This is a genomic window from Clostridium sp. C8-1-8 (genome assembly GCF_009928445.1).
Classification (GTDB): Bacteria; Bacillota; Clostridia; order Clostridiales; family Clostridiaceae; genus Clostridium_AR.
Genome location: NZ_JAABNO010000049.1, coordinates 1 through 22,460, shown reverse-complemented (window position 1 = coordinate 22,460; position 22,460 = coordinate 1). Strand labels below are relative to the sequence as shown.

The 22,460-nt window shown below is 30.1% G+C and carries 25 protein-coding genes and 2 pseudogenes; 8 read left to right on the top strand and 19 right to left on the bottom strand.

Annotated features, from left to right (window positions below; translation table 11 throughout):
• Positions 1 to 690 precede the first annotated feature (690 nt).
• Positions 691 to 1,866, bottom strand: coding sequence for a 3'-5' exonuclease (locus GXK57_RS25385; protein ID WP_160680810.1), 1,176 nt, complete (start codon positions 1,864 to 1,866; stop codon positions 691 to 693).
• A gap of 592 nt (positions 1,867 to 2,458) precedes the next feature.
• On the opposite strand from GXK57_RS25385, the gene GXK57_RS25380 reads away from it, so the two are divergent.
• Together GXK57_RS25380 and GXK57_RS25375 are read left to right on the top strand one after the other, a co-directional pair.
• Complete coding sequence (locus GXK57_RS25380) at positions 2,459 to 3,049, top strand: IS1595 family transposase (protein WP_160680809.1); 591 nt, start codon at positions 2,459 to 2,461, stop codon at positions 3,047 to 3,049.
• A gap of 63 nt (positions 3,050 to 3,112) precedes the next feature.
• Positions 3,113 to 3,376, top strand: coding sequence for a hypothetical protein (locus tag GXK57_RS25375; RefSeq protein ID WP_207710243.1), 264 nt, complete (start codon positions 3,113 to 3,115; stop codon positions 3,374 to 3,376).
• A 101-nt stretch (positions 3,377 to 3,477) separates the two neighbouring features.
• Here GXK57_RS25375 and GXK57_RS25370 read toward each other — a convergent pair whose 3' ends face one another.
• From GXK57_RS25370 to GXK57_RS25315, 13 genes are all read right to left on the bottom strand, one after another.
• Positions 3,478 to 4,338: a sugar nucleotide-binding protein gene (locus GXK57_RS25370; protein WP_160680807.1), complete on the bottom strand. Its 861-nt coding sequence runs from the start codon at positions 4,336 to 4,338 to the stop codon at positions 3,478 to 3,480.
• A gap of 392 nt (positions 4,339 to 4,730) precedes the next feature.
• Positions 4,731 to 4,877, bottom strand: a complete 147-nt coding sequence (locus GXK57_RS25365) for a hypothetical protein (RefSeq protein ID WP_160680806.1) — start codon at positions 4,875 to 4,877, stop codon at positions 4,731 to 4,733.
• 90 nt (positions 4,878 to 4,967) lie between these two features.
• Positions 4,968 to 6,248 carry a helix-turn-helix transcriptional regulator gene (locus GXK57_RS25360; protein WP_160680805.1) on the bottom strand — a complete coding sequence of 427 codons (1,281 nt, stop codon included), beginning with the start codon at positions 6,246 to 6,248 and terminating at the stop codon, positions 4,968 to 4,970.
• Between the two features lie 515 nt (positions 6,249 to 6,763).
• Positions 6,764 to 7,195: a hypothetical protein gene (locus GXK57_RS25355; protein WP_160680804.1), complete on the bottom strand. Its 432-nt coding sequence runs from the start codon at positions 7,193 to 7,195 to the stop codon at positions 6,764 to 6,766.
• Positions 7,196 to 7,206: 11 nt separating this feature from the next.
• Positions 7,207 to 8,211, bottom strand: coding sequence for an AAA family ATPase (locus GXK57_RS25350; RefSeq protein WP_207710242.1), 1,005 nt, complete (start codon positions 8,209 to 8,211; stop codon positions 7,207 to 7,209).
• A 449-nt stretch (positions 8,212 to 8,660) separates the two neighbouring features.
• The gene (locus GXK57_RS25345; RefSeq protein ID WP_243156515.1) at positions 8,661 to 9,470 is read right to left on the bottom strand and encodes a DUF6339 family protein; all 810 of its coding nucleotides are present in this window, start codon (positions 9,468 to 9,470) and stop codon (positions 8,661 to 8,663) included.
• On the bottom strand, positions 9,457 to 10,314 hold the full coding sequence (locus tag GXK57_RS25340; protein ID WP_160680802.1) for a hypothetical protein: 858 nt from the start codon (positions 10,312 to 10,314) through the stop codon (positions 9,457 to 9,459). Before GXK57_RS25340 ends, GXK57_RS25345 begins: the two co-directional genes overlap by 14 nt.
• Before the next feature lie 2 nt (positions 10,315 to 10,316).
• Positions 10,317 to 10,517 carry a hypothetical protein gene (locus GXK57_RS25335; RefSeq protein ID WP_160680801.1) on the bottom strand — a complete coding sequence of 67 codons (201 nt, stop codon included), beginning with the start codon at positions 10,515 to 10,517 and terminating at the stop codon, positions 10,317 to 10,319.
• A 241-nt stretch (positions 10,518 to 10,758) separates the two neighbouring features.
• Positions 10,759 to 11,517 carry a hypothetical protein gene (locus GXK57_RS25330; protein WP_243156514.1) on the bottom strand — a complete coding sequence of 253 codons (759 nt, stop codon included), beginning with the start codon at positions 11,515 to 11,517 and terminating at the stop codon, positions 10,759 to 10,761.
• 61 nt (positions 11,518 to 11,578) lie between these two features.
• A complete protein-coding gene (locus GXK57_RS26740) occupies positions 11,579 to 11,779 on the bottom strand; it encodes a hypothetical protein (protein WP_243156513.1) in 201 nt (66 codons plus the stop codon).
• A 440-nt stretch (positions 11,780 to 12,219) separates the two neighbouring features.
• Positions 12,220 to 13,452 carry a hypothetical protein gene (locus GXK57_RS25325; RefSeq protein WP_160680800.1) on the bottom strand — a complete coding sequence of 411 codons (1,233 nt, stop codon included), beginning with the start codon at positions 13,450 to 13,452 and terminating at the stop codon, positions 12,220 to 12,222.
• A gap of 523 nt (positions 13,453 to 13,975) precedes the next feature.
• The gene (locus GXK57_RS25320; RefSeq protein ID WP_160680799.1) at positions 13,976 to 14,557 is read right to left on the bottom strand and encodes a hypothetical protein; all 582 of its coding nucleotides are present in this window, start codon (positions 14,555 to 14,557) and stop codon (positions 13,976 to 13,978) included.
• Between the two features lie 2 nt (positions 14,558 to 14,559).
• Positions 14,560 to 15,012, bottom strand: a complete 453-nt coding sequence (locus tag GXK57_RS25315; RefSeq protein WP_160680798.1) for a hypothetical protein — start codon at positions 15,010 to 15,012, stop codon at positions 14,560 to 14,562.
• A 338-nt stretch (positions 15,013 to 15,350) separates the two neighbouring features.
• Here GXK57_RS25315 and GXK57_RS25310 point away from each other — a divergent pair, with 338 nt between their 5' ends.
• From GXK57_RS25310 to GXK57_RS25295, 4 genes and pseudogenes are all read left to right on the top strand, one after another.
• Complete coding sequence (locus tag GXK57_RS25310) at positions 15,351 to 15,545, top strand: helix-turn-helix transcriptional regulator (RefSeq protein WP_160680797.1); 195 nt, start codon at positions 15,351 to 15,353, stop codon at positions 15,543 to 15,545.
• 1 nt (position 15,546) lies between these two features.
• Complete coding sequence (locus GXK57_RS25305) at positions 15,547 to 16,068, top strand: hypothetical protein (RefSeq protein ID WP_160680796.1); 522 nt, start codon at positions 15,547 to 15,549, stop codon at positions 16,066 to 16,068.
• Positions 16,069 to 16,077: 9 nt separating this feature from the next.
• Positions 16,078 to 16,320, top strand: coding sequence for a hypothetical protein (locus GXK57_RS25300; RefSeq protein WP_160680795.1), 243 nt, complete (start codon positions 16,078 to 16,080; stop codon positions 16,318 to 16,320).
• A gap of 227 nt (positions 16,321 to 16,547) precedes the next feature.
• Positions 16,548 to 17,774, top strand: a pseudogene (locus tag GXK57_RS25295) (IS256 family transposase).
• Between the two features lie 332 nt (positions 17,775 to 18,106).
• Here the strand turns inward: GXK57_RS25295 and GXK57_RS25290 are convergent.
• The 4 genes and pseudogenes from GXK57_RS25290 to GXK57_RS25275 form a co-directional block, all read right to left on the bottom strand.
• Positions 18,107 to 18,259 (bottom strand): hypothetical protein, encoded by a 153-nt coding sequence (locus GXK57_RS25290; protein WP_160680794.1) that lies wholly within the window; start codon positions 18,257 to 18,259, stop codon positions 18,107 to 18,109.
• A gap of 54 nt (positions 18,260 to 18,313) precedes the next feature.
• A complete protein-coding gene (locus tag GXK57_RS25285; RefSeq protein WP_160680793.1) occupies positions 18,314 to 18,745 on the bottom strand; it encodes a hypothetical protein in 432 nt (143 codons plus the stop codon).
• Positions 18,746 to 19,225: 480 nt separating this feature from the next.
• Positions 19,226 to 19,531, bottom strand: a complete 306-nt coding sequence (locus tag GXK57_RS26445; RefSeq protein ID WP_202127790.1) for a hypothetical protein — start codon at positions 19,529 to 19,531, stop codon at positions 19,226 to 19,228.
• A 25-nt stretch (positions 19,532 to 19,556) separates the two neighbouring features.
• Positions 19,557 to 19,697: pseudogene (locus tag GXK57_RS25275) on the bottom strand (hypothetical protein); the annotation flags it as partial.
• 144 nt (positions 19,698 to 19,841) lie between these two features.
• Here GXK57_RS25275 and GXK57_RS25270 point away from each other — a divergent pair.
• Entirely contained in the window at positions 19,842 to 20,984 is a 1,143-nt protein-coding gene (locus tag GXK57_RS25270) for a ParA family protein (RefSeq protein ID WP_160680791.1), read from the top strand.
• A gap of 389 nt (positions 20,985 to 21,373) precedes the next feature.
• Here the strand turns inward: GXK57_RS25270 and GXK57_RS25260 are convergent, their stop codons facing one another.
• The gene (locus GXK57_RS25260; RefSeq protein ID WP_160680790.1) at positions 21,374 to 21,616 is read right to left on the bottom strand and encodes a hypothetical protein; all 243 of its coding nucleotides are present in this window, start codon (positions 21,614 to 21,616) and stop codon (positions 21,374 to 21,376) included.
• A 417-nt stretch (positions 21,617 to 22,033) separates the two neighbouring features.
• Between GXK57_RS25260 and GXK57_RS25250 the strand changes: the two genes are divergently transcribed.
• Positions 22,034 to 22,411: a helix-turn-helix domain-containing protein gene (locus GXK57_RS25250; protein ID WP_160680789.1), complete on the top strand. Its 378-nt coding sequence runs from the start codon at positions 22,034 to 22,036 to the stop codon at positions 22,409 to 22,411.
• Positions 22,412 to 22,460: the final 49 nt, after the last annotated feature.

Here is a 22,460-nt window from a genome sequence, read left to right as displayed (position 1 = left end):
TTAAATCTTAGTTTAAAACTTAAATTTAAGTTTCTGTGCTTTGTCGCTTTCTGTTCCAGCGACATGACTAATAATATCATATAGTTGTTCTTCAATCTAAATATAATATATCAAGAAAAGCAAATAATTATTCATTGATTGCTTATTCTCTGTATTTCGACATATTTTACTAATTGATACACTAGGCACTGTTATCATCTAATAGTTGATTAATTTGGGTATAATATGATTAAAAGTTATAGAACTAGAGTAACATCTATATTGTTAGACATTCACTTCGATCATTAAACTCCCCCCTCTTATTGTCCGCTTCTGTATAAAACAGATAATAAGCATAATTAGTTTTTATATGAACAATATGTCTACTTCTATAGCAGCAATAGAAGTAATTATTTTTACATAATTTCCAAATAGTTCCGTCGCATTGTCTTTAACCATTACAAAGTCCTTTTGAATATTGGTTTTTCACTTTTATTGTAATCTACATAACATGGCTTACTTTCCTCTGCTTTATATGATATTATTTTCCGAAGAAAGAAAGGTATACAAACAAAAGTTTGTATACCTTATATCAAATAGTTCAGTAATTAATGAAAAAGACTTATAAATGATTTTGAAATAATATACTAAAGTAATTTCTATAGAAGCGAAAAAGCTTTATTTTAGTGGCTTAAGCTATAAAACACATTATTAAACAGTTCTTTTTTCTAGTAACTCTAAAAACTCATCTTCAGTTAGAACTTCAATTCCAAGTTCTTTAGCTTTACTTAGTTTACTTCCTGGGTTAGCCCCTACAACTAGAATATTTGTCTTTTTACTGACTCCGCTTTTAACATTTCCACCATACCTAATAGCAAGTTCAGAGAGTTCCACTCTGCTTTTCACAGTCTCTCCAGTAAATACAATATTTTTGCCATTTAATATATCTTCTATTATGTTTTCTTTAGCTAATTCAAGCCTTGCCTTATTTTCTTCTCTTTCTTCCTTATCAAAAATATAGCTTCTTTTTTCTTTGATTTCGGCACTGCTACCTAGTTTACTCCATTTCTTAGGTTTCACTGCTTTTAATAATTCTAATAAATCTAGTACGTCTTGCATCGCAGTATGCTCTTGAGTATCTTTTATATTATAATGCTTTAATAAATCTTTTAATTTATAACTATCTAACTTTTCCAGTTTCTTTATTGTATTCATGCTACAATAAAATACTTGATCTTTATCTACCCAATTCCAGTAAACTAAAAAGCTTTTATCAAAGCTAGCATTATGAGCTACTAGAGGACACTTATACTTAAGAACAAATTTCTTGAATTCTTCTCTTAAAGCTTCATTTTCTTCAATATTCTCTAGTCCAGAACCGTAACCTTTTTTATATTCTTCTTCATCATTAATAATAGCTAAATGTAGATTATCTATGATTTCATAATCTTCTATAACTGTAGCTGCTACTTCCCTTATTCCGTCTTTTGGCGAGAAACTATAAGGTGTTTCTATATCAACAAGTATAAGCCTCTCTTTTTTCTCAACTTTTTTATTATTTTTGCTTTTATCCGGTTTTATATCTTTTTTGTTTTCATCCAATTGTAATTCTTCACTTGAAGCATACAGCGAAAAATCTTTCTTCTGCATATCCAAGAAATAATCTGGATGAATGCTATGAAGCTTTCCATCAACATAAAGCACTATTTCATTATCATTCACATATCCAGCAACCTTGCACTCAACATGCTTGTCTGTATACCCACCTTTATAATAAAAGGCTTTTACTTCTGTAGCTTTTGGAGATATTAAATGCCATTCTCTAAGCTTATCAAGTTCTTCCTCTATGGATTCAAAGGTCTTCCATTCTCTTTTAGTTTCTATCATATATTTTCTCCCTTATAGGCTTTCAATTTCAAATACAAAGTTATTCCTACCTAAATTCATAGGTTCATTATATTGGAGCATACATAACTTAAATTTAAGCAATGAACCTCTTTAACTCTTACGAATATATAATTTTCGATATTATTGTTAATATAGTTATTATATTGTACAAACCTCTACATATCAAATTAATATTGTTTCTATTCTTACCTAGTATCACCGAAGTTCCCTTTTCACTAACTTGGTTATTTCTAGCAAAAAGATTAGCTTCATTTCATGACTTTGCCCGCTTTGTCGACTAATATATAGGTATCCTTTATGAAAACTTAATTTATGAATGTTCGATAATCTCGGCTTCTGGGGATTATCTGGCATGTATAAATTAATAGTTGAAATTGGATACCTATAGTAAAAATAAGAGCCTATATTTTAGACTCTTAAAAAATGCATATAATCTTTTAAAAATACTTTTCTAAATCCTCTACTTTTTCTAATTCAAATATATCAGTGGCTATTAATTCTATTTTTTGCCGATGAAAAGATATTCCAGTTATATTGTTTATATCTAATTATCTTAGTCACTAAACACTATTTGAACTATTCAACTATTACGTTTTTAACCGGAATATCTTTCTCTCCAAAGCATAATAGTAAGAAAGATGTAAAGCAATGGATACAACCTGCCAAGTGCATGATAAATGGCTATTCTATAAGAAAGTGTACCGAGGAAGTTAAAATGAGCATACCTACATCATTCTATTGGAGGCATAAAATATTAGAAGCAATTAGAGCCTTTATGTGTGTAGGAAGTGTTGGTGGTGTTATCGAGGTTGACGAGGCTTTCTTTAGGGAGTCTTTTAAAAAGCAACTACAAAAAAGCACTACCTTTACTATGCCACGAAAATCTCATAAAAGAGGCGTTATAGGTAGTTATAGCAGTAAGTCTGAAGAGAGGAAAAAAGGTATCTCGAAAGAGCAAGTATGTGTTTTATGTGCAATGGATAGTTTTAATGGTGTTGCAACAAAATATCTTGCTAACTATATGTATTGGTTTAAATGGCTTAAAATCTTCAATACTGATAAAGATACTGTAAAGAGCAAAAAACTTTTAGTACAATCTCACACTTCTCATATTGACATAAAATTAAAGGACTTTAGGATTAGAGATGCAATTTATATATAATTATACCAAATATTTAAAAATAATATCAATATTCTGTATAATGGATTAAATATACGGAGGAAGGTGGATAATTTGCTAACTCACAGAAATACATTTGATTGTATTGAGAGTTTTATTGAGCATATGAAACAAAATGAAAGTGTGATAGGAATAGTTGAATATGGTGGCCGAACTTATACTGATATGTCTGTAGGTGGAGATTACGATTTAACTATAATTTTCGACAAGCCTGTTTCCAAGAACTTTTCAGGATTTGCAGTAGTCTATAATAAATTAATAACAGTTTTTAAATACAATTTAAAGGAACTCTTTGGTGAGTTCCTTTAAAAATGATTTATTATCAACAATATTCTTTAACATAACCAAAATCTAAAGTTCTTTCCAAACTTATATATTTTTCTATATAGTTAAAGCTTTTGTCCTTTTTATTACAGAATAAAATCACCTATGCATCTGCTAACTGCTTCTTCAGTATTTACGAAGCATATTTCCTGATCTCTAAGCTTATTATTACATATCCTCAGGTCTCTATTGTTTTCTTTATATCTTTCTGTATCCTTTATTAAAAGTTCCTCTACCCTATGGCCCAGTCCCATGTTCTCCAGAATTACCTTACCAACTTCATATGTACTTAAGTTATTTTCGCTTCCAGTATTGTATACTCCCTTTGGCAGGTAAAGAAGCTTATGAAAATTTCTTATTAGATCATAAACATAGGTTATCCCCCTATATTCATTGGCTGGAAGAGATTTTTTCTCGCTCCTTAGTGCAGCTTTTACTAGATTCCAAATTATATTAGAATTTGTCTTAGCACTTCTTTCTGGTAAACTAAATAACCAGGTAAGTCTTAATATAACTGGGTCCTCCACAATACCACAAATAGCATTTTCAGCTTCAAGCTTGTGTCTACCATAAACCGTATTGGGCAATACTTCACAGTGTTCCTTATATGGACCAGCTTCAACATTACCATTGTATATCTGATCAGAACTTAAGTATATTAACTTTGTCTCTGCTGCAGCACACCCCTTAGCAATATTAATTGTACCATTTACATTTACATTGTAAGATAATTCAGGATCATTCTCGCATTTGCCTGTATCAGATATCGCTGCAGAATGAATAAGATATTTTGGCCTAATATTAATAACTTTTTCTATAGTTTTTTCTTGGTCACATATATCTAAATCCATATGGTTTAGAGCAATTATGTTATATTTATCTCTATAATATTGAACAAATCTGGAGGCAAAAAAGCCCTCTGCTCCAGTAATTAGTATTGTATCCATGTATAATCCTCACTTTATTTTCTTTTTAATAAACCATCATCCTCTATTTATTCTTAATATGTGTGAAATAATCATAAAAAAATACATCTATAGAAATTCTGCTATAAATCCTTCCACACTCCTCATAATATCAAAAATCACGAAAAAGAACATTACTTTCCTGTTAAATCGGTTTATTAGTACCCATTTCTATGCGGCATTTAAAATTTACATTTAATCTATAATAATTAATAGTTTCACAAATACTTTGATATCTTCCATCAATATATAAATTAACATAATCCTTAAAATGTCTGATATGAATATTGAAAATATGCTTTGCACTGGGGGACAAAAGCTCCGTGCCCTTAGAACGTAAAAGCGTGAGCAACTCTGGTTACTCACGCTTTTTATTAAGGATTTATTGGTTTAGGCCAATCAATATAAGTTTTATATGATCCTCCAATGTTTTTAAAGCTTGTACTAGAATTAATCATTGGTACAGCAACTACAGCTAAAAGTAAAGCACTTACTATAATTTTAGTGACTCTCTTTTTCAAGCTCACTCACCCCTTTTTATGTCTTTACTTCTATTATATTACAAAAAATAATCATATTACTTTATATATTGCTAACCAAAATAAAAAAAATTACACAAGGCATTCTAATCTGTGCGACAATTGCATAGCTTTTTCATTTTGATTTTTTAAAGTAGCTACTTCCATGAGTTTAACGAGAGCATACTGAATTCCATCCTCAATCTTATTTATTTCAAGAGTTTCAATCATAGAATTCAACTTTGTCTCCATTTTATCAGTGTCATTATTATCCTCAAGGATTTTCATTAGTTCTCTATAGTTCTCTACTAACATATCAAAGCGCCTATACTGCTCAGCCATATCAATTGCTAATTCATAAAGTAAAATACTTTCTTCCCTCATCCCTTGACCAAGCAGTATTTTACCCTTTAGTCCTAATGTGCTAGATAAGAACTCTTTGTTTGTTGCAAGTTTATGTTTTTGTGCCTCAGTTACGTATACTAGAGCTTTTTCATAATTTTCTATTTTGTAATAGTACTCAGCTATATTGTTATAAATAAGACCTAACAATGATGGATCTAAAACTTTAACCTCTTCCACTATGTCAAAATATCCCTTAGCTGCTTCGTGATTTCTTTCTGTAGCTAAAAACACGTTTGCTTTCATAAGCTTAGCATTCACTAAAATTACCTTATCAACTTTATCTTCATTTTTTAATATATTATTCTCTAGTACCTCTAAACATTTATCATACTTTTTTATCTGTCCATAAATTGTAGCTAATGAATGACTAGCTATAAAGTAAAATCTTTGTCTTTCGTGTTCTTCAGCATATTTAATCGCTTCTTTATAAAAGAATATAGAATCATCAAACTGATTACACCTAAGCTTGCAATTACCTAGATAACAAAGCACCTCAATCTGCGGAACATAAGCTCGTATTTCTTTATACTTCCCCAATGCATTGTGAAAATTAATGAAAGATTTGACATACTCATTCTCATTAAAATATAGAATTCCTTTTTTCTTATACGTCTCTGCAAGGAGATCATTAAGCCCGAAGGCTCTTTCTATTTCTATTAACTTATCTAAATCCTTGTGTTTAATTGATTGTTCTTTTTTTATTTTATTTTCGCAATAATACCTAGCATCTTCTTCAGGAGATCTAGAAAAGTATTCATCATCAATTTCGATGTTAACGTGAATCCTACTGCCAATATTCTTAAACTTTTCAACTAACTTTCTAGAGCTGGCTTTGCTTACAGTTCTTTTCCCACTCTCCATCATACTAATGAAGGCTCTAGTCATGTTTTCCCCTTCTAGTTCAGATTGATTCACTCTGAACTTTTTTCTCATCAACTTTATCTTTTGACTTGGAAGATAAAATTCCAAACTACTCCCCCCTTTTTACCAATATGCTTAATAAAAGCTATATTCAGACTAATTATAACTCTTTTTTTATTATTATACACTCTTCTTATACAAAACTGTAAATTTTTGACCCTCCCCTTTTAATTTAAAATATGATAAACCATATTAAACAATATGATGTTGTTTATTAAAATGAATATATGAATAAACCACGACAAAGTATGCCGTGGCTCAAGCCTTATTAAATTAATTAGCTAACTATTTACTATTATATAGTTCAATAACCTTTTTCCCGTACTGTTGAATTCTTTCTCTACGTATTTCTTAAAGTTATAAGGCATACAAACCATCCTCTCAGTATTTATATATAAATCAGTGTACTTAATCCTATAAGTGGTCGCTTTAGTATAAGATTATTACTAGTTACTATAAGTTCATCCCACCTTTTAACTTTGCCACTGATCAAATTCAAATTTTTCAGAGTTTGTACAAAAATAATTCATCTGAATAAATAACTCATTACCATCTTGTATCTATTAAGGTTTTAACATTAAAGCTCTGTCAATAGTCTCAAAATACTTCTCAATTAGATTAAAGATGTCTCCCTTTCTTAATCCTTTTTTAGGTTGATCTTCATATAAAATGTAATAAAGATGCTTCAGATCATCTACTGTAACTTTATCTAGGCATTTCTTTCTTTCCGTATCATTACTATGGTTATAGGTAAGCTTACTTCTATAGAATTTTTCTACCTCTTCTTTATTATCAATTGCTATGATTGCTTGCTTCAATGCTGGTTTTTCTTTTTTTATAACATCCTTACCTTCTGATAATGCTTTAGTAATGGCCTTCTCTACATCTGCAGGTGAATACCTAAAATAACCTTTGTTAAATAGGTTCTTTGCTTTATACATTTCCTTATATAGCGATATTAAGTTCTCAAGAATTTCTTGTTGCTTATCTTCCATTGACTTCTCCTCTATATAATATTAGCTATTATATTTGTTATATCATAATATGCTTCGTGTATACCACCATTATAAAGCGTAATTGGGATTCCTAAGTTCTTTGGGTCTGATCGATTATCAAAATGTTTTATACGGGTATTAAAGATATGCTTTGTATTTGGAGCTGCATACTCTGTTCCTTTAACTATAGACTTAATTCCAAGTGCTGTTATAGCTTCATCTAATGCTTTAATTATTGGTGAGATCTCTTCTGAGCCTTTTCTTCCTTTATTAATTGTTTCTAATACTCCGATTAAAGTAGGTTTTCCATGGAAATACTTCTTTACTAGTAAGCCTCCTATTTCATTATTATATGCGAACTTTAGATAGGTACTCTCTATCTCACTTATATAGTCAGCTACCCCATCACTACTTATCTCATCGCTAATGGTAGGAATAAAATAATAGTCACAAGCTAGGAAAACACTTTGAGTTATTATATTACTTGTTGGTGGACAATCAAATAGAATATAATCGTAATTATAATTGTTCTTATCCTCCCCAATAATATCACTTAGTATCTTAGGAATAGCTAAAGCACTTATTGGATTCTTAGATAGCCTATCAGATATGTCATTTAACCTTGCATTTTTCATATCAAGAACCGTTGGGATGAAATCTAATTTTCCTCCGTCTTTTGAAAACTCACTAATATTCTTAATTGCCCCCCTAATTGTGCTAGAATTAGTTTTGATATTGCCTTCTAAAATCTCAATTCTGCTAGCTTCTTTAACGTATTCAGCATACAATTCCACTGTAAAATTCAGTGTTTCCTCAATATTTAGCTCAGTAGCATTAATATTTCCTTTTTTGCAGCATATCTTACTTAGTGAACACTGCGGATCCAAATCGATAAGCAGCACCCTTTTTTCATGATTTTTGGCTAACAACGCTCCAATCTCAAAAACAGTAGTGGTCTTGCCTACCCCTCCCTTATAATTTCCAAAGAATATTTTTCTTACAGCCTTCTCCATCATTCTCCCTCTTTAATACATGTTAGATAAGATACTTAAGTGTATAGTTTACAAAATTCATTTATCAAATAAACAGATATGTATCATACATACTTAGATCACCTTATACTTCATAGAGTAAATATATGTTAGGGATAATGCTTTATGACTGCGTATATATGGTGTGATTTTGCAAAAATATAAGAGCCTATATCTTAGACTCTTATAAGTATTGAAACATATCTATCTACGTTCCCATTAATTGATAATTATATTTGTGATTGTTCATTTAGTTAACAAAGTACCAATGAAAAGATAGATCAATAATACTACTCTCAAAATCCAGAAGGGTTCTGATACTAAGTTATAGCTAGATGTGGTACATCTTTAAAGACTTCCTATTTCAAAACTAAATACTGTACTTACAATCTTATCAATAACATTAGAGCCACTTAAACTACAAAAAGAAAATACTATGCTATTACACTAGCTACATTATTTCTATTCCACTTCTCTATTGTACTTATATCATAGTAAAGAGAAAGATGCTCAAAAAACTTTTCTTCTAGCTCTTCATCGCTTAGCATAGGAACCATGACTACAGGATAACTCTTATTAAATTCAAAAATTACCCTTCTTCCGTATCTTTCATCCTTGCCTAAATTATATCTTTCAATTACTTCTCTATCTTTTATCTTAGCTTTTAATATTTGACTTATTTCATATTTGTCCACTATCTCTAGGATCTTAATTAAGAACACATCATTTCTAAAAATGCTATATTTAATTATGTAATTATATAAATCTAAGTTTTCTGCAATTAATTTATAATACCTTTTTTGATGATTCTCATCTAATATGATATCAGTTATGTATTGAGCTCCAAGTATGCATTTATATATGTAATTTTCCCAATCAAAATCTTTAAAGACTATATTTTTAAATTCCTTAAAGCCACCATCTTTAATCTGAGGGTAATTTTCTAATAAATATTCTCTATGGTGCTGACATAAAAGTGAATGCCAAAATCGCTCACTTAAATGTACATCTCTATCTGTCTTTATGTAATGCTTAGCCATAACCTCAAAGGCTTCTAGGAACTTATCAACTTTTTCGTTCTCTGTTCCGTTTGCTATGTATACAGGAAATGTTGGTGCTAGATCTATCCTTACTTTTTCTCCTGATAAAAACTCATCATTTCCTACTAACTTATCTTCTAGAAAGGCTTCATATAAATCCGTATTACTTTTGTACTTGTCCTGCAGCAATCTAACCTCTATCATTTATGTACCCCCTTATTGTATTAGTAAATCTTTCAATGATTCCATCAGAAATTAGATAAATTACTTCATCTATATTATCTTTACTTAGCTCTTCTATCAATTTATTTTTCATAAGACGATACAGCTTTAAATCAAGCTCTAGCTCTGGTTCTTCCATTTCACTAATAATTACTTCCTGCTCTTCCTCATTAACTCTATTATTCAATATAAATTCATGCAATGCCCTTTGAAGTCCCATATAAATATATAAGTTGTTAATAGAAGTATCAGCTAGTACATCATTGAACATCATTTCTTCCTTCTTATATGTAATTACTATGGAGTCAGAGGTTAAATCTATTTTTATTTCTGATCTTATTTCTGGGTCTACTCTCTTTTCAAATAGTTCTAAGCCTTTCTTCGAGCTTTCATCAAAAGTGACAACATTGGAAAATCCTAAGACAGAATTTTTAGAAACCACTATTTCTTCCTTTAATTCCGCATATAAGCCACATATATCACCATTATCCTTAAAATAGATTTCATCATAGGCTTCAACCATCATTTGGATTTGAGTTCTTCTACTTAGTGATAATCTATTTTTATTTATGCTTATATTCTTTTGCCCAAGTTTAATCTCAAAGAATTTATTATCCATGGATTGAATTATTAAAAATAGTCTTGCCCTACCATGTTCTAATAACTCATTTATGAAATAAGAGTCTATAGTGTATTCCATTTCTATATCATAAATATCCTTATTCTCCGATAACTTAACATCTAACTCAAAAGAACAATTCTTATAGCTATTTGATGAATTATTTAATACAGGATATGGGAAATTAACGTCCTTTTTGTAAATCATTATTATACCTCCACATAATATACAAATTTTAAAGTTCTATTAGCTGTGTCATTTAACTTAGCTTCAATATTAACTCTACCTTTTTGTATAGTTACATCTTTAATAAGGTTGTCCTTAACCAAACAATTGTTACCAGTACTCTTATCAATTATAGCTTTATAATTATCTACTATATTGAACTCATTAGGACATTCTTCTCCCATACCATTGACAACTATTAACGCTACATCACATACCTTCTTATTTTCCGCTTCACTATTAACTAAATCAAAGTTTATGTATTCCCTATCTTTAACTATAACTCTTTCAACTGCCTCAGCACTTACATTATATCGCTTCTCTTTTTTAGTATTAGATATTTCGCCATCAGGATTATTAGTAATAGTAGTAGCCCTTCTAAGTTTTTTCTTCTGAGGCTCATTAATTTCTTTCTTTTCTGTAGGATTAGTCTTTCTTTTCTGTAGGATTAGTCTTTCTTTTCTTTTTATGTCCCAAGTCTTTTATAAGCTCTTTTTCCTGTCCTTTAGAATCTCGTATCTTTACAGATTCTGTTGCTCCCTTTAAATCCTTCTTAAATTTTGATTCAATTGTATATAATATATCCTTTGTATCAATCTTCCCACTTGTAGGATTCATCTCTAGTATTTTTTCATTTATTATTTCAGCTAACCTATTTGAAATATTATTTATAAACTTCTCAGCGTTTCTTCTAGTTGTTGCATCCTTTATATGCTCATGTTCTATTTTAGTATGTGATTCATTCTCAAGTAATTTTAAAAATGCATCTTCCTTTATGGAATATGGAATAAGAACTCCATTAAAAGGTTTAGTAGCATTATTTTTTATTTTTTTATCTTCAATTTTCATACCAATAGTTCTGATTATTCCAAGTCTACCTTTTTTAATCTCACTATCAAGCTGAAAATATAATTTAAACTTGTACACATCTGTTAAAGATCTTATTTCTAGCTCTGTAAACTCATAATTTAAATATGTATTTAAATATAATGGAGTAAACTCCTTTTTGATTTGGCTTATATTTTGTTCATAATATGTAGGGTCTTCTATGTATGATGTTATAGTATCTTTATCTAAGCTATTATCATTTACCTTAACTAACAATCTATTTTCTAATATAGCTACAAAAAAGCTATCACAAATGCTCTTTATTATTTCTTTTTCATTGTTAAACTCTTCTCTCAAAAAAGGTATTACAATCTTTAGTCCGCGTGTATCTTTAACAAATTCGCTGCTAAATTCATTTTCAAAAGGAATATATTTCTACAATCACTGGTTCATCTATCCCCTTAAGTTTTCCATCCAGTGAGTTTTGGATATTTTCTCTAACGAGCCCAGCTATACCTAACTTATAAAACCTTTCTAAAGCTCCATTAAAGTTAGCCTCCTCTATGCTTGTCAAAGGAGAAAACTTCCAAAGTAATTCACTATTGCTGTCATTCTGCATAATCTCATACTCCTTAATATTCTTTTAAAATTCAATAGACTTCTATTATTGTTCAAATTTGACTTAACTTACTTGCTTGTTTTTACAATTAAAACAATAATGCACAAGTTATATTATATAATATGTATTAGTTACCAGTATACAGGATAAAAATGGAATGTTATTCCTATATTCCATTGTTAATACACTTAAGTTTATGATTACCATTGCCTTAATAATTTAATGCTTTTGGAGATTTTGTAATCATAAATATACTCACATTATAAGATTTAATTTTATTTCTTTTACTACTAAGCATAAAATATTATTCATTAATATATATTTTACATAATTAAAAAAGGACTTACCTTAGTAGTAAATCCTCTAAAATTCAAATATTAATATGTATAATTCTTGTATCAAGGTAACTATTTATTTAAAAGGTATGTATTTAAACCAATCTATTTAACTTGAAATTTACAATTATATTTATAATTACTTATATAACTAAATTCAACATTATAATATCCATTATATCTTTCGTTAAGAGTATAACTTCTATCGTAAGCTCCTTCCCATAACATATCTGATACTAATGGATTTCCTGATTCATCACCAATAATTATTACCAATTGATTCCCTGCGTCTCCATAAATTCTAAGTGACTTTCCGGCTTCAACATAAACTCTCCAAGTTTCGGTATTGTCTTTACTAGAAACTTTTACAAATCTATTTTTTTCAGTTTGCTCAGTAAGCAAATCATTTTCTTTTTGTTTTGCCATAGCTTCTTCAGATGCCTTTTTATCATCAATTTCTTTTTTTCTTGCAGCTTCCTCAGACTTCTTTTTTTGTAGTTGTTCTGCTAAACGTAAATCATCAGTCACCTGCTTTGATAATGTAAATGTATTTGATACTACTTGATTTATTCTAGACTTAACAACAAGAACATATTTACTTCCACTTTTACTATTATTAACTGCACTATACAAATCTTTATCTAAACTAGTATCAACTTCTAGATTCTTGCTATTAAACCAAACAGATCTCCCTGTTATTGCCGTCAAATTATATGCGCTTACACGAGTATTCTCTCTTTTATCCCAATCCTCTTTTTTGTAAACGTAGGCTTGTTCGATAAAGTAATTCCCTAAGCCCTTTATATTAACATCTAACTTCACTCTTCCATCTCTATCTACAGTATCTTTATTAATAGTAATGCTCGTGACCTCAACTGATCTTAATATACCTATAAAACTTGTATATGAAAAAACTGCTATAAGCCCAATAATACCAATTGCAACAAATATTACGTTCGTTTTTTTCTTTAAATACTTTAATGATAATAAAGATTTAAATATATTCTTATTTCTTTCTAATACACCTTCCTTATTAGAAAGTTTACTTTCACTATCTTTTCTTAATATTTCATTCTCTATTATTAAATCACTTTGAGCCCCTATATTTTTCTTAGATTTTCGTCTCTTTAATATATAGATAATAGCTGGTATAGAAGCTATTATTGAGAACAGAAAAGCTGTAACAATCTGTGCTCCTCTGTTGTTAGATGCAAAGATTATTACCATTATAAATAATACCCAAAACGCGATCCAAATCCAAGATAATATATCCAAAATTTTTTTAATAATACTAAAAGTAGTTTCTAACATGTTAGTTTTTCGGTTAAAGTCGCCCATTCTCTGTCTCCCTTACAAGTTTATTCTAATATTCTAGCATGTTTGGATTATTACTTCAATAATTGAAAAATCAAGGCTAACTTCCTTCAAATGGCTTATTGATCATTCTACGTTGCAGTAGACTATCCAATATACAGTTTTCAAGGTAGACAATTTGATTTTTAGGATACTTAATTGCTTCATTAAGCTTTTTATTATTCATAGGTTGGCGCTTTTCCAGCCAACACAAAAAATCGTCAAGAATAAGCTTGCCTTTTTCCTGGCGATGAATAAATCTTTCTTCTGTGGAAAGTAACTATATCTCTTTTTCAATTTTAAAAAGTCTGTCACAAAAATATCTACCTTCAGCTCCTTTGTTACAGCTCACTGCATTATTGAAATTATGTTGACAGTTTTTGCTTAAGATATTATCTGCAATAAAATACTCTCTATAACCCACTGATAAGTAAAGAAATTTGTAGTCAACCTATAAAAAGTTTTGCAGTTAGACTATCATCTAGTTTAATCTGTTATTTCGCAATTTTCATATCAGATTTAATTCTACAATTAAATCTTCAATATCCTCCGATAAATTCTTTTTATATTCAGTCTTATCCGTATTCGCTAATAATTCTTTTTCAGGACTAAAATAGAGATATGGAAAAACTTCAAAATGATACGGGCCTTCATCAAAGCTTAAGTCTTTGTAATAATCTCTATAATCCTGTAATTTACCTAATAACTTTTGTAAATTATAGGCATTCAAAGATGATATATATTCATCCATTATATAGTGATTTCTTTTCTCCTTATATAAGGAATATGCCTCTATTCCCCATTCTTTAAGGTTTTCTGCACTGGCATCCTCTCCAAAAACGTGAGCTAATAATTTTTGGTTAAGTATAGATATACATTGGTTTATTCCTACTTTTCTATCCCAAGCCGACTGTATATAACCTAATCTATTAAACTTAAGTACCTCCATATTAATCATATAAGCCTCATAAATACTTATTTTATCTTTCTTAAGAGATTCAGATATAAAACTAGATATATCAGTTGCTATAATTGAAGGATTTATTGTACTTTTTATTTTAACAATTAAAGTATCTATTTCTTCTCTCATCTTTATCGCTCCCACCTCGAAATATATATTTCACCTTCTTCAATGTCAACTCCAATTACATTACCACTAACATTATAAGGATTTCCATAATATTTATCTAGTGTTTGAGATGCATCACTTCTTATACACTCATCAATATTTTGATATGGAAACTCAGCGTTTTTAGCCTTAGTCAATACATCTTCAACAAATTCATTCATATACTGTTGTCTTGAGGATAAATTGTTAATGACACCTGTAGTAGATGTTTTGACTTCAAAGAAACCTAACTGCCCTTTAGGACCTGTTCCAATAATATCAATCCCATTGTCTGAAGCATTCTTGATATATTTAAAATTGGACCAACCATTATCAGCAAGCATATCTTCCGCTATATGTTCCCCAAAAGCATCAACATCCGTAAGAACAGCTTTACCATTAACAACTTCGTTTCCTATCCAAACTGTGTTATTCAACCTCTCGGCGGTTACGATTAGTTCTTCTGTTGCATCCTGAGCTTCAGCCGCCCCTTTAATGTGATTGCAAACCTTCCAGATTTAATGAAATCCTTAATTTCAACTTCTGTTTTAACTGTGAAACGTTTTGTTTGCAAAAGTGGCATTTCGTCTACAAATATTCAGTTGTTAATTACAAACATTGCTTTTCAATTTACAAAGTGGCTTCTCGTCTTTTTATTGACCCCTTTAACTACCACTTTTTATCTCATAAACTTAAATATGCAAAATATATTTGACATTTAGTTAAACATATTATACCACATGTGCATAATATGGAATATTAGGTTGTATATTACATGAAGAATATTAAATTGAAGCTAGCTAGAGTTGAAAAAGATATATCACAGGAAGGATTAGCCAAAGTTGTGGGGGCTACAAGACAAACTATTGGTATAATCGAAGCTGGAAACTACAATCCTACTCTAAAACTAGCAATAGCTATATGTAAAGCGCTTGAAAAAACCTTGAATGATTTATTTTGGGAGGAATAAAATGAAAAGGAGCAATTTCGTTATGGATGAAAGAACTAAAAGAAAATTAGAAGAGACAGCTACAGTGGTATTAGGGCTTTTCTATTTTATATGTCCTATTGAGATGATAGTAAAGCTAATTGTAACTGATGGAAATTCTAGCATATTAGGTGAGATAATAATTTTCCTTACTATTACTTTCACATTCCTTATAATCCAAAGGTTCCACAGAAGTTACTCACCTCAACTACCAAGAAAAAGTAATGGGGAAGAACTAAGTACTGAAAAAACGTCAAAAGCAAAAATAAAAAGATTGCTAATGTATGCAAAGGAATCACTACTGTTTTCTATAAGCTTTATTGTCATATCTATAATAATGGATCACATTCTAAAGAAACAAGAGTTAACTTGGAACCTAGAATTCTTCACAAATCAGCTTCTAAACCTCTTATTAATCTTTATGGTTATATTTATAATAAATACTTTTTTAAAAGAGCAAAAAATCAAAAGATATGACAAATGGAATGAAAATCTAGAAAAGTAGGAGGTCATTATGTCTTTTAAAACAAAACTAAAAAATTACGCAAAGGGTAGTGACGAAAGAACTGTTGAAGTGACCGGAGCTTCTTCTCTCATAACCCTCATAGCTGGCTTAGGAATATTTTTATTAGAAATGCTGGTTAAGGTCCTGCTAACAAAGAATCTACACTCAATTACCTGGGAAGCCTCGCTTTTATTAATAATGATGGTTCTATTTTTGATTATTCATTTACTTAATAAAATAACAATGAAATGATAGATTTAAGTAATGTTTTATACTACAAACCAAATCTAATCCAAGTTTCGTCAAATAAGCTCTTTCTGTAATTTAAAAAGCAGAGAGTAATTTGTGTAATCCCTAAGCTTAATAATCGGGAGCATCCTTAGATTTGTGTAAATCAAATCTAAGGATGCTCTTTTTTGTATATGTAGTTGGTAATAATGGAAATAATAACCACAAGGTGTTTATGAAGGGAGTAAAAAATGAAAAATATAGTTGTACCAGACATTGATTTGAAAAGTGAACTAAATAAGTGCAAAAGCATGGAGGACTTAGTTGGTAAGAATGGACTCATGCAGAGAATATTTGGAGATATACTACAACAATTTCTAGAAGCTGAGGTGGAAGATCATCTTGGTAGACAAAAATATGAGCGTAACGAAGGTGATGATAGAAACTACAGAAATGGATATAGTAAAAAGAATATAAGAACCAGTTTTGGAGATGTAGATGTTTCCGTCCCAAGGGACAGAAAAGCTGAATTTGAGCCTAGGATAGTTAAGAAATATGAAACTGTATGCAACGAGCTTGATAAAAAGGTAATTGGCCTATACGCACGAGGAATGTCTGTAGATGACATTAAATCTGAAATAGATGAACTTTACGGGGTAGATATAGCTCCATCAATGATATCGAAAATTACCGATAAGGTAATGGATACAGCGGTAGCTTGGCAGAATAGGCCTCTAGAAGAAGTATATCCAATAGTGTATATGGATGCTATACATTTTAAAGTTAGAGATGAGCATAAAATTGTTAGCAAGGCCGCATATATTTGCATGGCGTTTGACTTGAAAGGCTACAAAGATATCCTTGGAATATGGATAGGTGAACAAGAAGGAGCTAAGTTTTGGGTATCAGTATGCAATGACCTAAAAAATAGGGGTGTCAAAGACATACTTATAGCCTGTATGGATGGCCTAAAAGGCCTGCCAGATGCTATAAAAGCAGTTTTCCCAGATATCAATATACAAACTTGTATAGTTCATCAAATAAGGAACTCCATAAAATATAGCGCTTCTAGGGATAGCATACAATTCATTAATGACCTAAAGTTGGTATATAAGGCAGCTACTAAAGAAGCTGCTCTAGTCGCCCTGAAAGAATCGGAAAATACTTAGGGGAATAAGTATCAAATTGTAATAGATTCATGGAATAATAATTTGGATAACTTATCTACATACTTTGATTTTCCTCAAGATATAAGACGGATAATATATACTACCAATGATTTGGAGGAGTTTAACAGACAACTAGGAAAATTCACTAAAGTAAGAACCTCATTTTCTACCGATGACGCGCTTAGGAAAGCGCTATATTTAGCCACTGAACAAATAATGAGTAAGTGGACTTCACCCAATCAGAATTGGGCTGGAACATTAGCACAACTTTCTATAATGTTTAAAGAAAGACTGGAAGAGTATATCTAGATTCTATAGGCTTGAACTTTTTTGAATAAATATAAATAATAATAAAGTTATTGCTAAAAATAGCATTAAAATCAACTACACTTTATTAATATTAATAATATCCAAAAATAAAAATTACCGCAGGAACTTTTATCCTATGGTAATTTCCAAATACATAACAACTTGTCTAAACTAATTTACACAAATCGATGGACGTTCTCTAGCAACAGTATTTTGTTTCTCTAGCATTTCTTCCAATGTCTTTTGAGAAGCTAACAGCTCTCTTTGAATTGCTTCATACTCTTCAGATTCTACTTTCCACTGACTAAACTCTGGATAATGACTCTACTGCACTACAAAGAACTTCTTTCTATTGTCACTTTTCCTAAATAAGCTGCAATAAAATACACATCATACTTTTCAAGCTTTTCTAAAACATTAGCTGTGGCAGAGTTATTATTGATGTACCACTTCATATTAAACTTATTATTTTTAAATTCTCTCACCAGAACCCGTGAGAGTTTCAAAAATAGCTTTCGGTTCGAAATGATACATCTATATTAAGGCTTTAATGATAAGGCTAAACCAATACTCTCAAAGTATTTCTCTATTAGACTAAGAAGCTCTCTCTTTGTTGCACTTTTTCTAGGTTGACTTGAGTATAAAATGTAATAAAGATGCTTCATATCATCCAATTTGATCTTCTTTAAGCAATTTTTTCTTTCCTTATCGTTACTATAATCGTACGTAAATGTACTTCTATAGAATTTTTCTACTTCCTCTATCGTTCTAATAGCTAATATAGACTCATTTACTTTTGATTTTTCTTTTTTTATAGCATCTTGACCTTCTGAAAAAGCTTTATTAATAGCTTTCTCTACCTCTGAAGGTGTATATCTAAAATAACTTTTGTTAAATAGGTTCTTAGCTTTATACATTTCTTTATACAGTGATATTAAATTTTCAAGAATTTCTTGCTGATTACCTTCCATTTACTTCTCCTCTATATAATATTAGCTATTATATTTGTTATATCGCAATATTCTTCATCTATACCGCCACTGTAAAGCGTAATTGGGATTCCTAAGTTTCTTGGGTCTGATCTATTATCTAAATGTTCTATATGAGTTTTAAAGATATGATTTGTATTGGTAGCTACAAACTCTGTTCCTTTAATTATAGACTTAATTTCAAGTGCAGTAATAGCTTCATCTAATGATTTAAGTATTGACGAATTGTCTTCTGAGCCTCGTCTTTCTTTATAAATTGTTTCTAATACTCCTATTAAAGTAGGTTTCCGCTAGAAGTACTTCTTTACTAGTAATCCCCCTATTTCATTATTATAAGCGAACTTTAGATAGGTACTCTCTATTTCACTGATATAGTCGGCTACCCAGTCACTGCTTATCTCATCGCTAATTGTAAGAATAAAGTAATAATCACAAGCAAGAAATACGCTTTGTGTTATTATATTACTTGTTGGCGGACAGTCGAATAATATAATCGTACTTATAATTGTTCTTATCTTCGCCAATAATATCACTTAATATTTTAGGAATAGATAAAGCGCTTATTGGATTTTTAGATAGTTTATCAGATATATCATTTAATCTTGCATTTTTCATATCAAGAACAGTTGGGATAAAATCTAATTTTCCTCCGTCTCTTGAAAAATCACTAATATTCTTAATGGCCCCCATAATTGTACTAGCATTTGCTTCGATTTCCCCTTCTAATATATCAATTCTACTAGCTTCTTTAATATATTCAGCATACAACTCTGCCGTAAAATTCAGCGTCTCTTCAATATAATTCAGCCGTATTAATGTTTCCTTTTTTGCAACATATCTTGCTAAGTGAGCACTGTGAATCTAAATCGATAAGCAATACTCTCTTTTCATGATCTTTAGCTAATAAAGCTCCAATTTCGAATACAGCTGTTGTTTTGCCTACTCCTACCCGAGCAGCAAAATAAAAATAACCTGCAAATTTTTATAAAAAATAAAAAAATTCTTTTCCTGCAATGTAACACAATTCCTGCTGACATCATATTATTTAGTATAGATTAAATTAAAGAGAGGTTTTTCAATGAAAACTGTAACAACCACAATAAATCACAATGAAAAATTAGACATAATCTTTAAAAGATTTAGTAAACTACATTCTGAAGAAATGCCTATTATTCCTAAGTTACCTCAAAATAGTATTTATGCAATTACAAACTTTAAAGGAGGTATTGGTAAGACAACCTTAAGTTTTAATTTACTTCATTATTTTGATAAATATTATCAAACACTTGCAGTTGACCTATGTCCACAAACTAACTTTACAGATTTACTTTTAGGAGATATGTATAATGAAACCAAAAATATAAACATCTATGATTCACTTCAATCTAGATTGCTTGGTCCAGACTGGGAAGCGACTATTGATAAAAAGGGGCCTCTTGCTAAAAGAATCATAGATACAAACGAATTTTTCCAAGGTTCATTTGATTCAAATAATTTAAGAGATAATCATTCATATGTAATTCCTGGCAGCTCAAAACTACACTTATTTCCAAATTACCTATATAATAAATTAAATGTTCTTTCAGGATCTTTAAATGTAACCAAAAACTCCCAGGAATCTCGTATGATTTCAAGTACATTGTTTTCACTAAAGAATGTTATTAATGAAAACATGACAAACTTAAAACTTTCAAAATGTATAATTGATACTAGCCCTTTTTTCGCTGGTGCAACTCATTTAGCTTGGTGTGCAGCTGACACTTTGATTATACCAATAAGAGTTGATAAAAAATCAGTACAAGGCCTAGAAGATGTTTTACAAATGCTTCATAATGATAATAGTGAATTCAATATTTGGAGGATGAAAGCTGGAATTGAAAGCAAACCTAAAATCCAAGCAATACTTGTTACTCATTGTGGGTGGAATACAGCTCAAAATTATAAACCTGATAACGCCTCTCAGACATTTATTAGTACTGCCTTAAGTTATGCTGAGGAATACAAGGATCTTTTTACAACTAGTAATGTTGAAGACCACTTTGCATTATTAAACGAATTCCATGGCAGTGGCAAAATAAGTGGTGAATTAAGCATTCCTATCAATGAAATGAAAAAAAATAAATTTTACAGTATTAAAGGAAAGAGAATTGAAGCAAATGATTCTGTGAATAAATACAAAAAACAACTTGAATTTGCAAGTAAATTAATTCTAGGATCATAGTTTCCTTTTCAAACTCTTTACTAATAGTTAATAAGGTTAGTCCTAACTATTAGTAATTTTTTAGTAAGAGTAAATAATATTTTTTATTCCAAATTTTCCATCTTCCTTTGCAGTTTTCCTATCACGGCACTTTTCACATAAAGTTTGCCAATTACTTTGATTGCAGAACAATGTTTCATCACCCTTATGAGCTTTAATATGACCAACAACAGTAGCAACTTTAACAATGCCTTTAGCTATACACTATACACAAAGAGGATTCTCTAGTAAGAATTGTTTCCTTAATTTCTTCCACGTACTTGTGTTGTATAAATGCTTGAAAGGTCTACTTGTCTTGTTGTATTCACTATTAATTTTTTTCTTATGTTTATCAAAATACCTATCTTCTGTTAGTTCAGGAAAGCCTTGAAATCTACGAAGGCTTTTTTGGTTTTCTTGGACGCATTTCTTACTCTCCTTGCCATTCTACCCTTACAAGATGTTTTTGATTTAGAAACAACTGATAATTTTTTTACTTTCATAACTTTCTCTTTACATTCTTCTTTTATGATGCATTTAGGAAAGATACAAAACAAAAGACTTGCGCTGATCTTGTTACTCCAAATACATCCTTTGCATTTGTTAATATCCATATCTATTCCTCCAAATAAAAAAACTCCCAAGGAAATTAAAATGTACCCTATAGAGTAGTGATATGCTCGCCTTAAAGTAGACAGATTAAAAAATAAAAATCTTCTACTAGAAAGTGGAGTATATTTGTTTCTAGTAGAACTAAATATACGGAAGAAGAAAAGTATGAAATTTTAAAGCTTTACGAGAGTGGATTCGGAAGTATACAAGAAATTACGACCAAATTTAATATTGGTGCATATGCATTTTATCGTTGGAGATATAACTATGAAAACTATGGAATAGATGGATTAAAAGAATCTAGGACATGGAAAAGATACTCAGCAGATTTAAAAAGACAAGCGGTAGAAGATTATCTTTCCGGACAATACTAACAACGTGAGATTGTATAGAAATATGAACTAATGGATAAATCAGTGTTGAAAAGATGGTTAAAAAAGTATAATAGTCATAGAGAAGTAAAAGCAACCTGGAAAGGAATGAACCGCTCTATGATAAAAGCGAGAAAAACATCTTTGAAAGAAAAAATAGAAACTGTAGAATACTGTATTTCTCACAATAACGATTACCAGCACACTGCCGAGGTTTATCAGGTCTCATATCAACAAGTATATCATTGGGTTAGAAAATATGAATCTGGTGGGGAAAACGCACTAAAAGATTTACGCGGCCGAAAGAAGTCTGAAATTGAACTAACTACCGAAGAGAGAATGAAAATTCAAATAAAAAAAATTGGAGCAACTAGAAAGGGGGCGTTTTTAGACCGACTAAGACGAAAAAATAAATATGTCGTGTAAATGTCAACGTCAAAATGTTGAAAAGTTCCAACATGAAAATGCATAATTA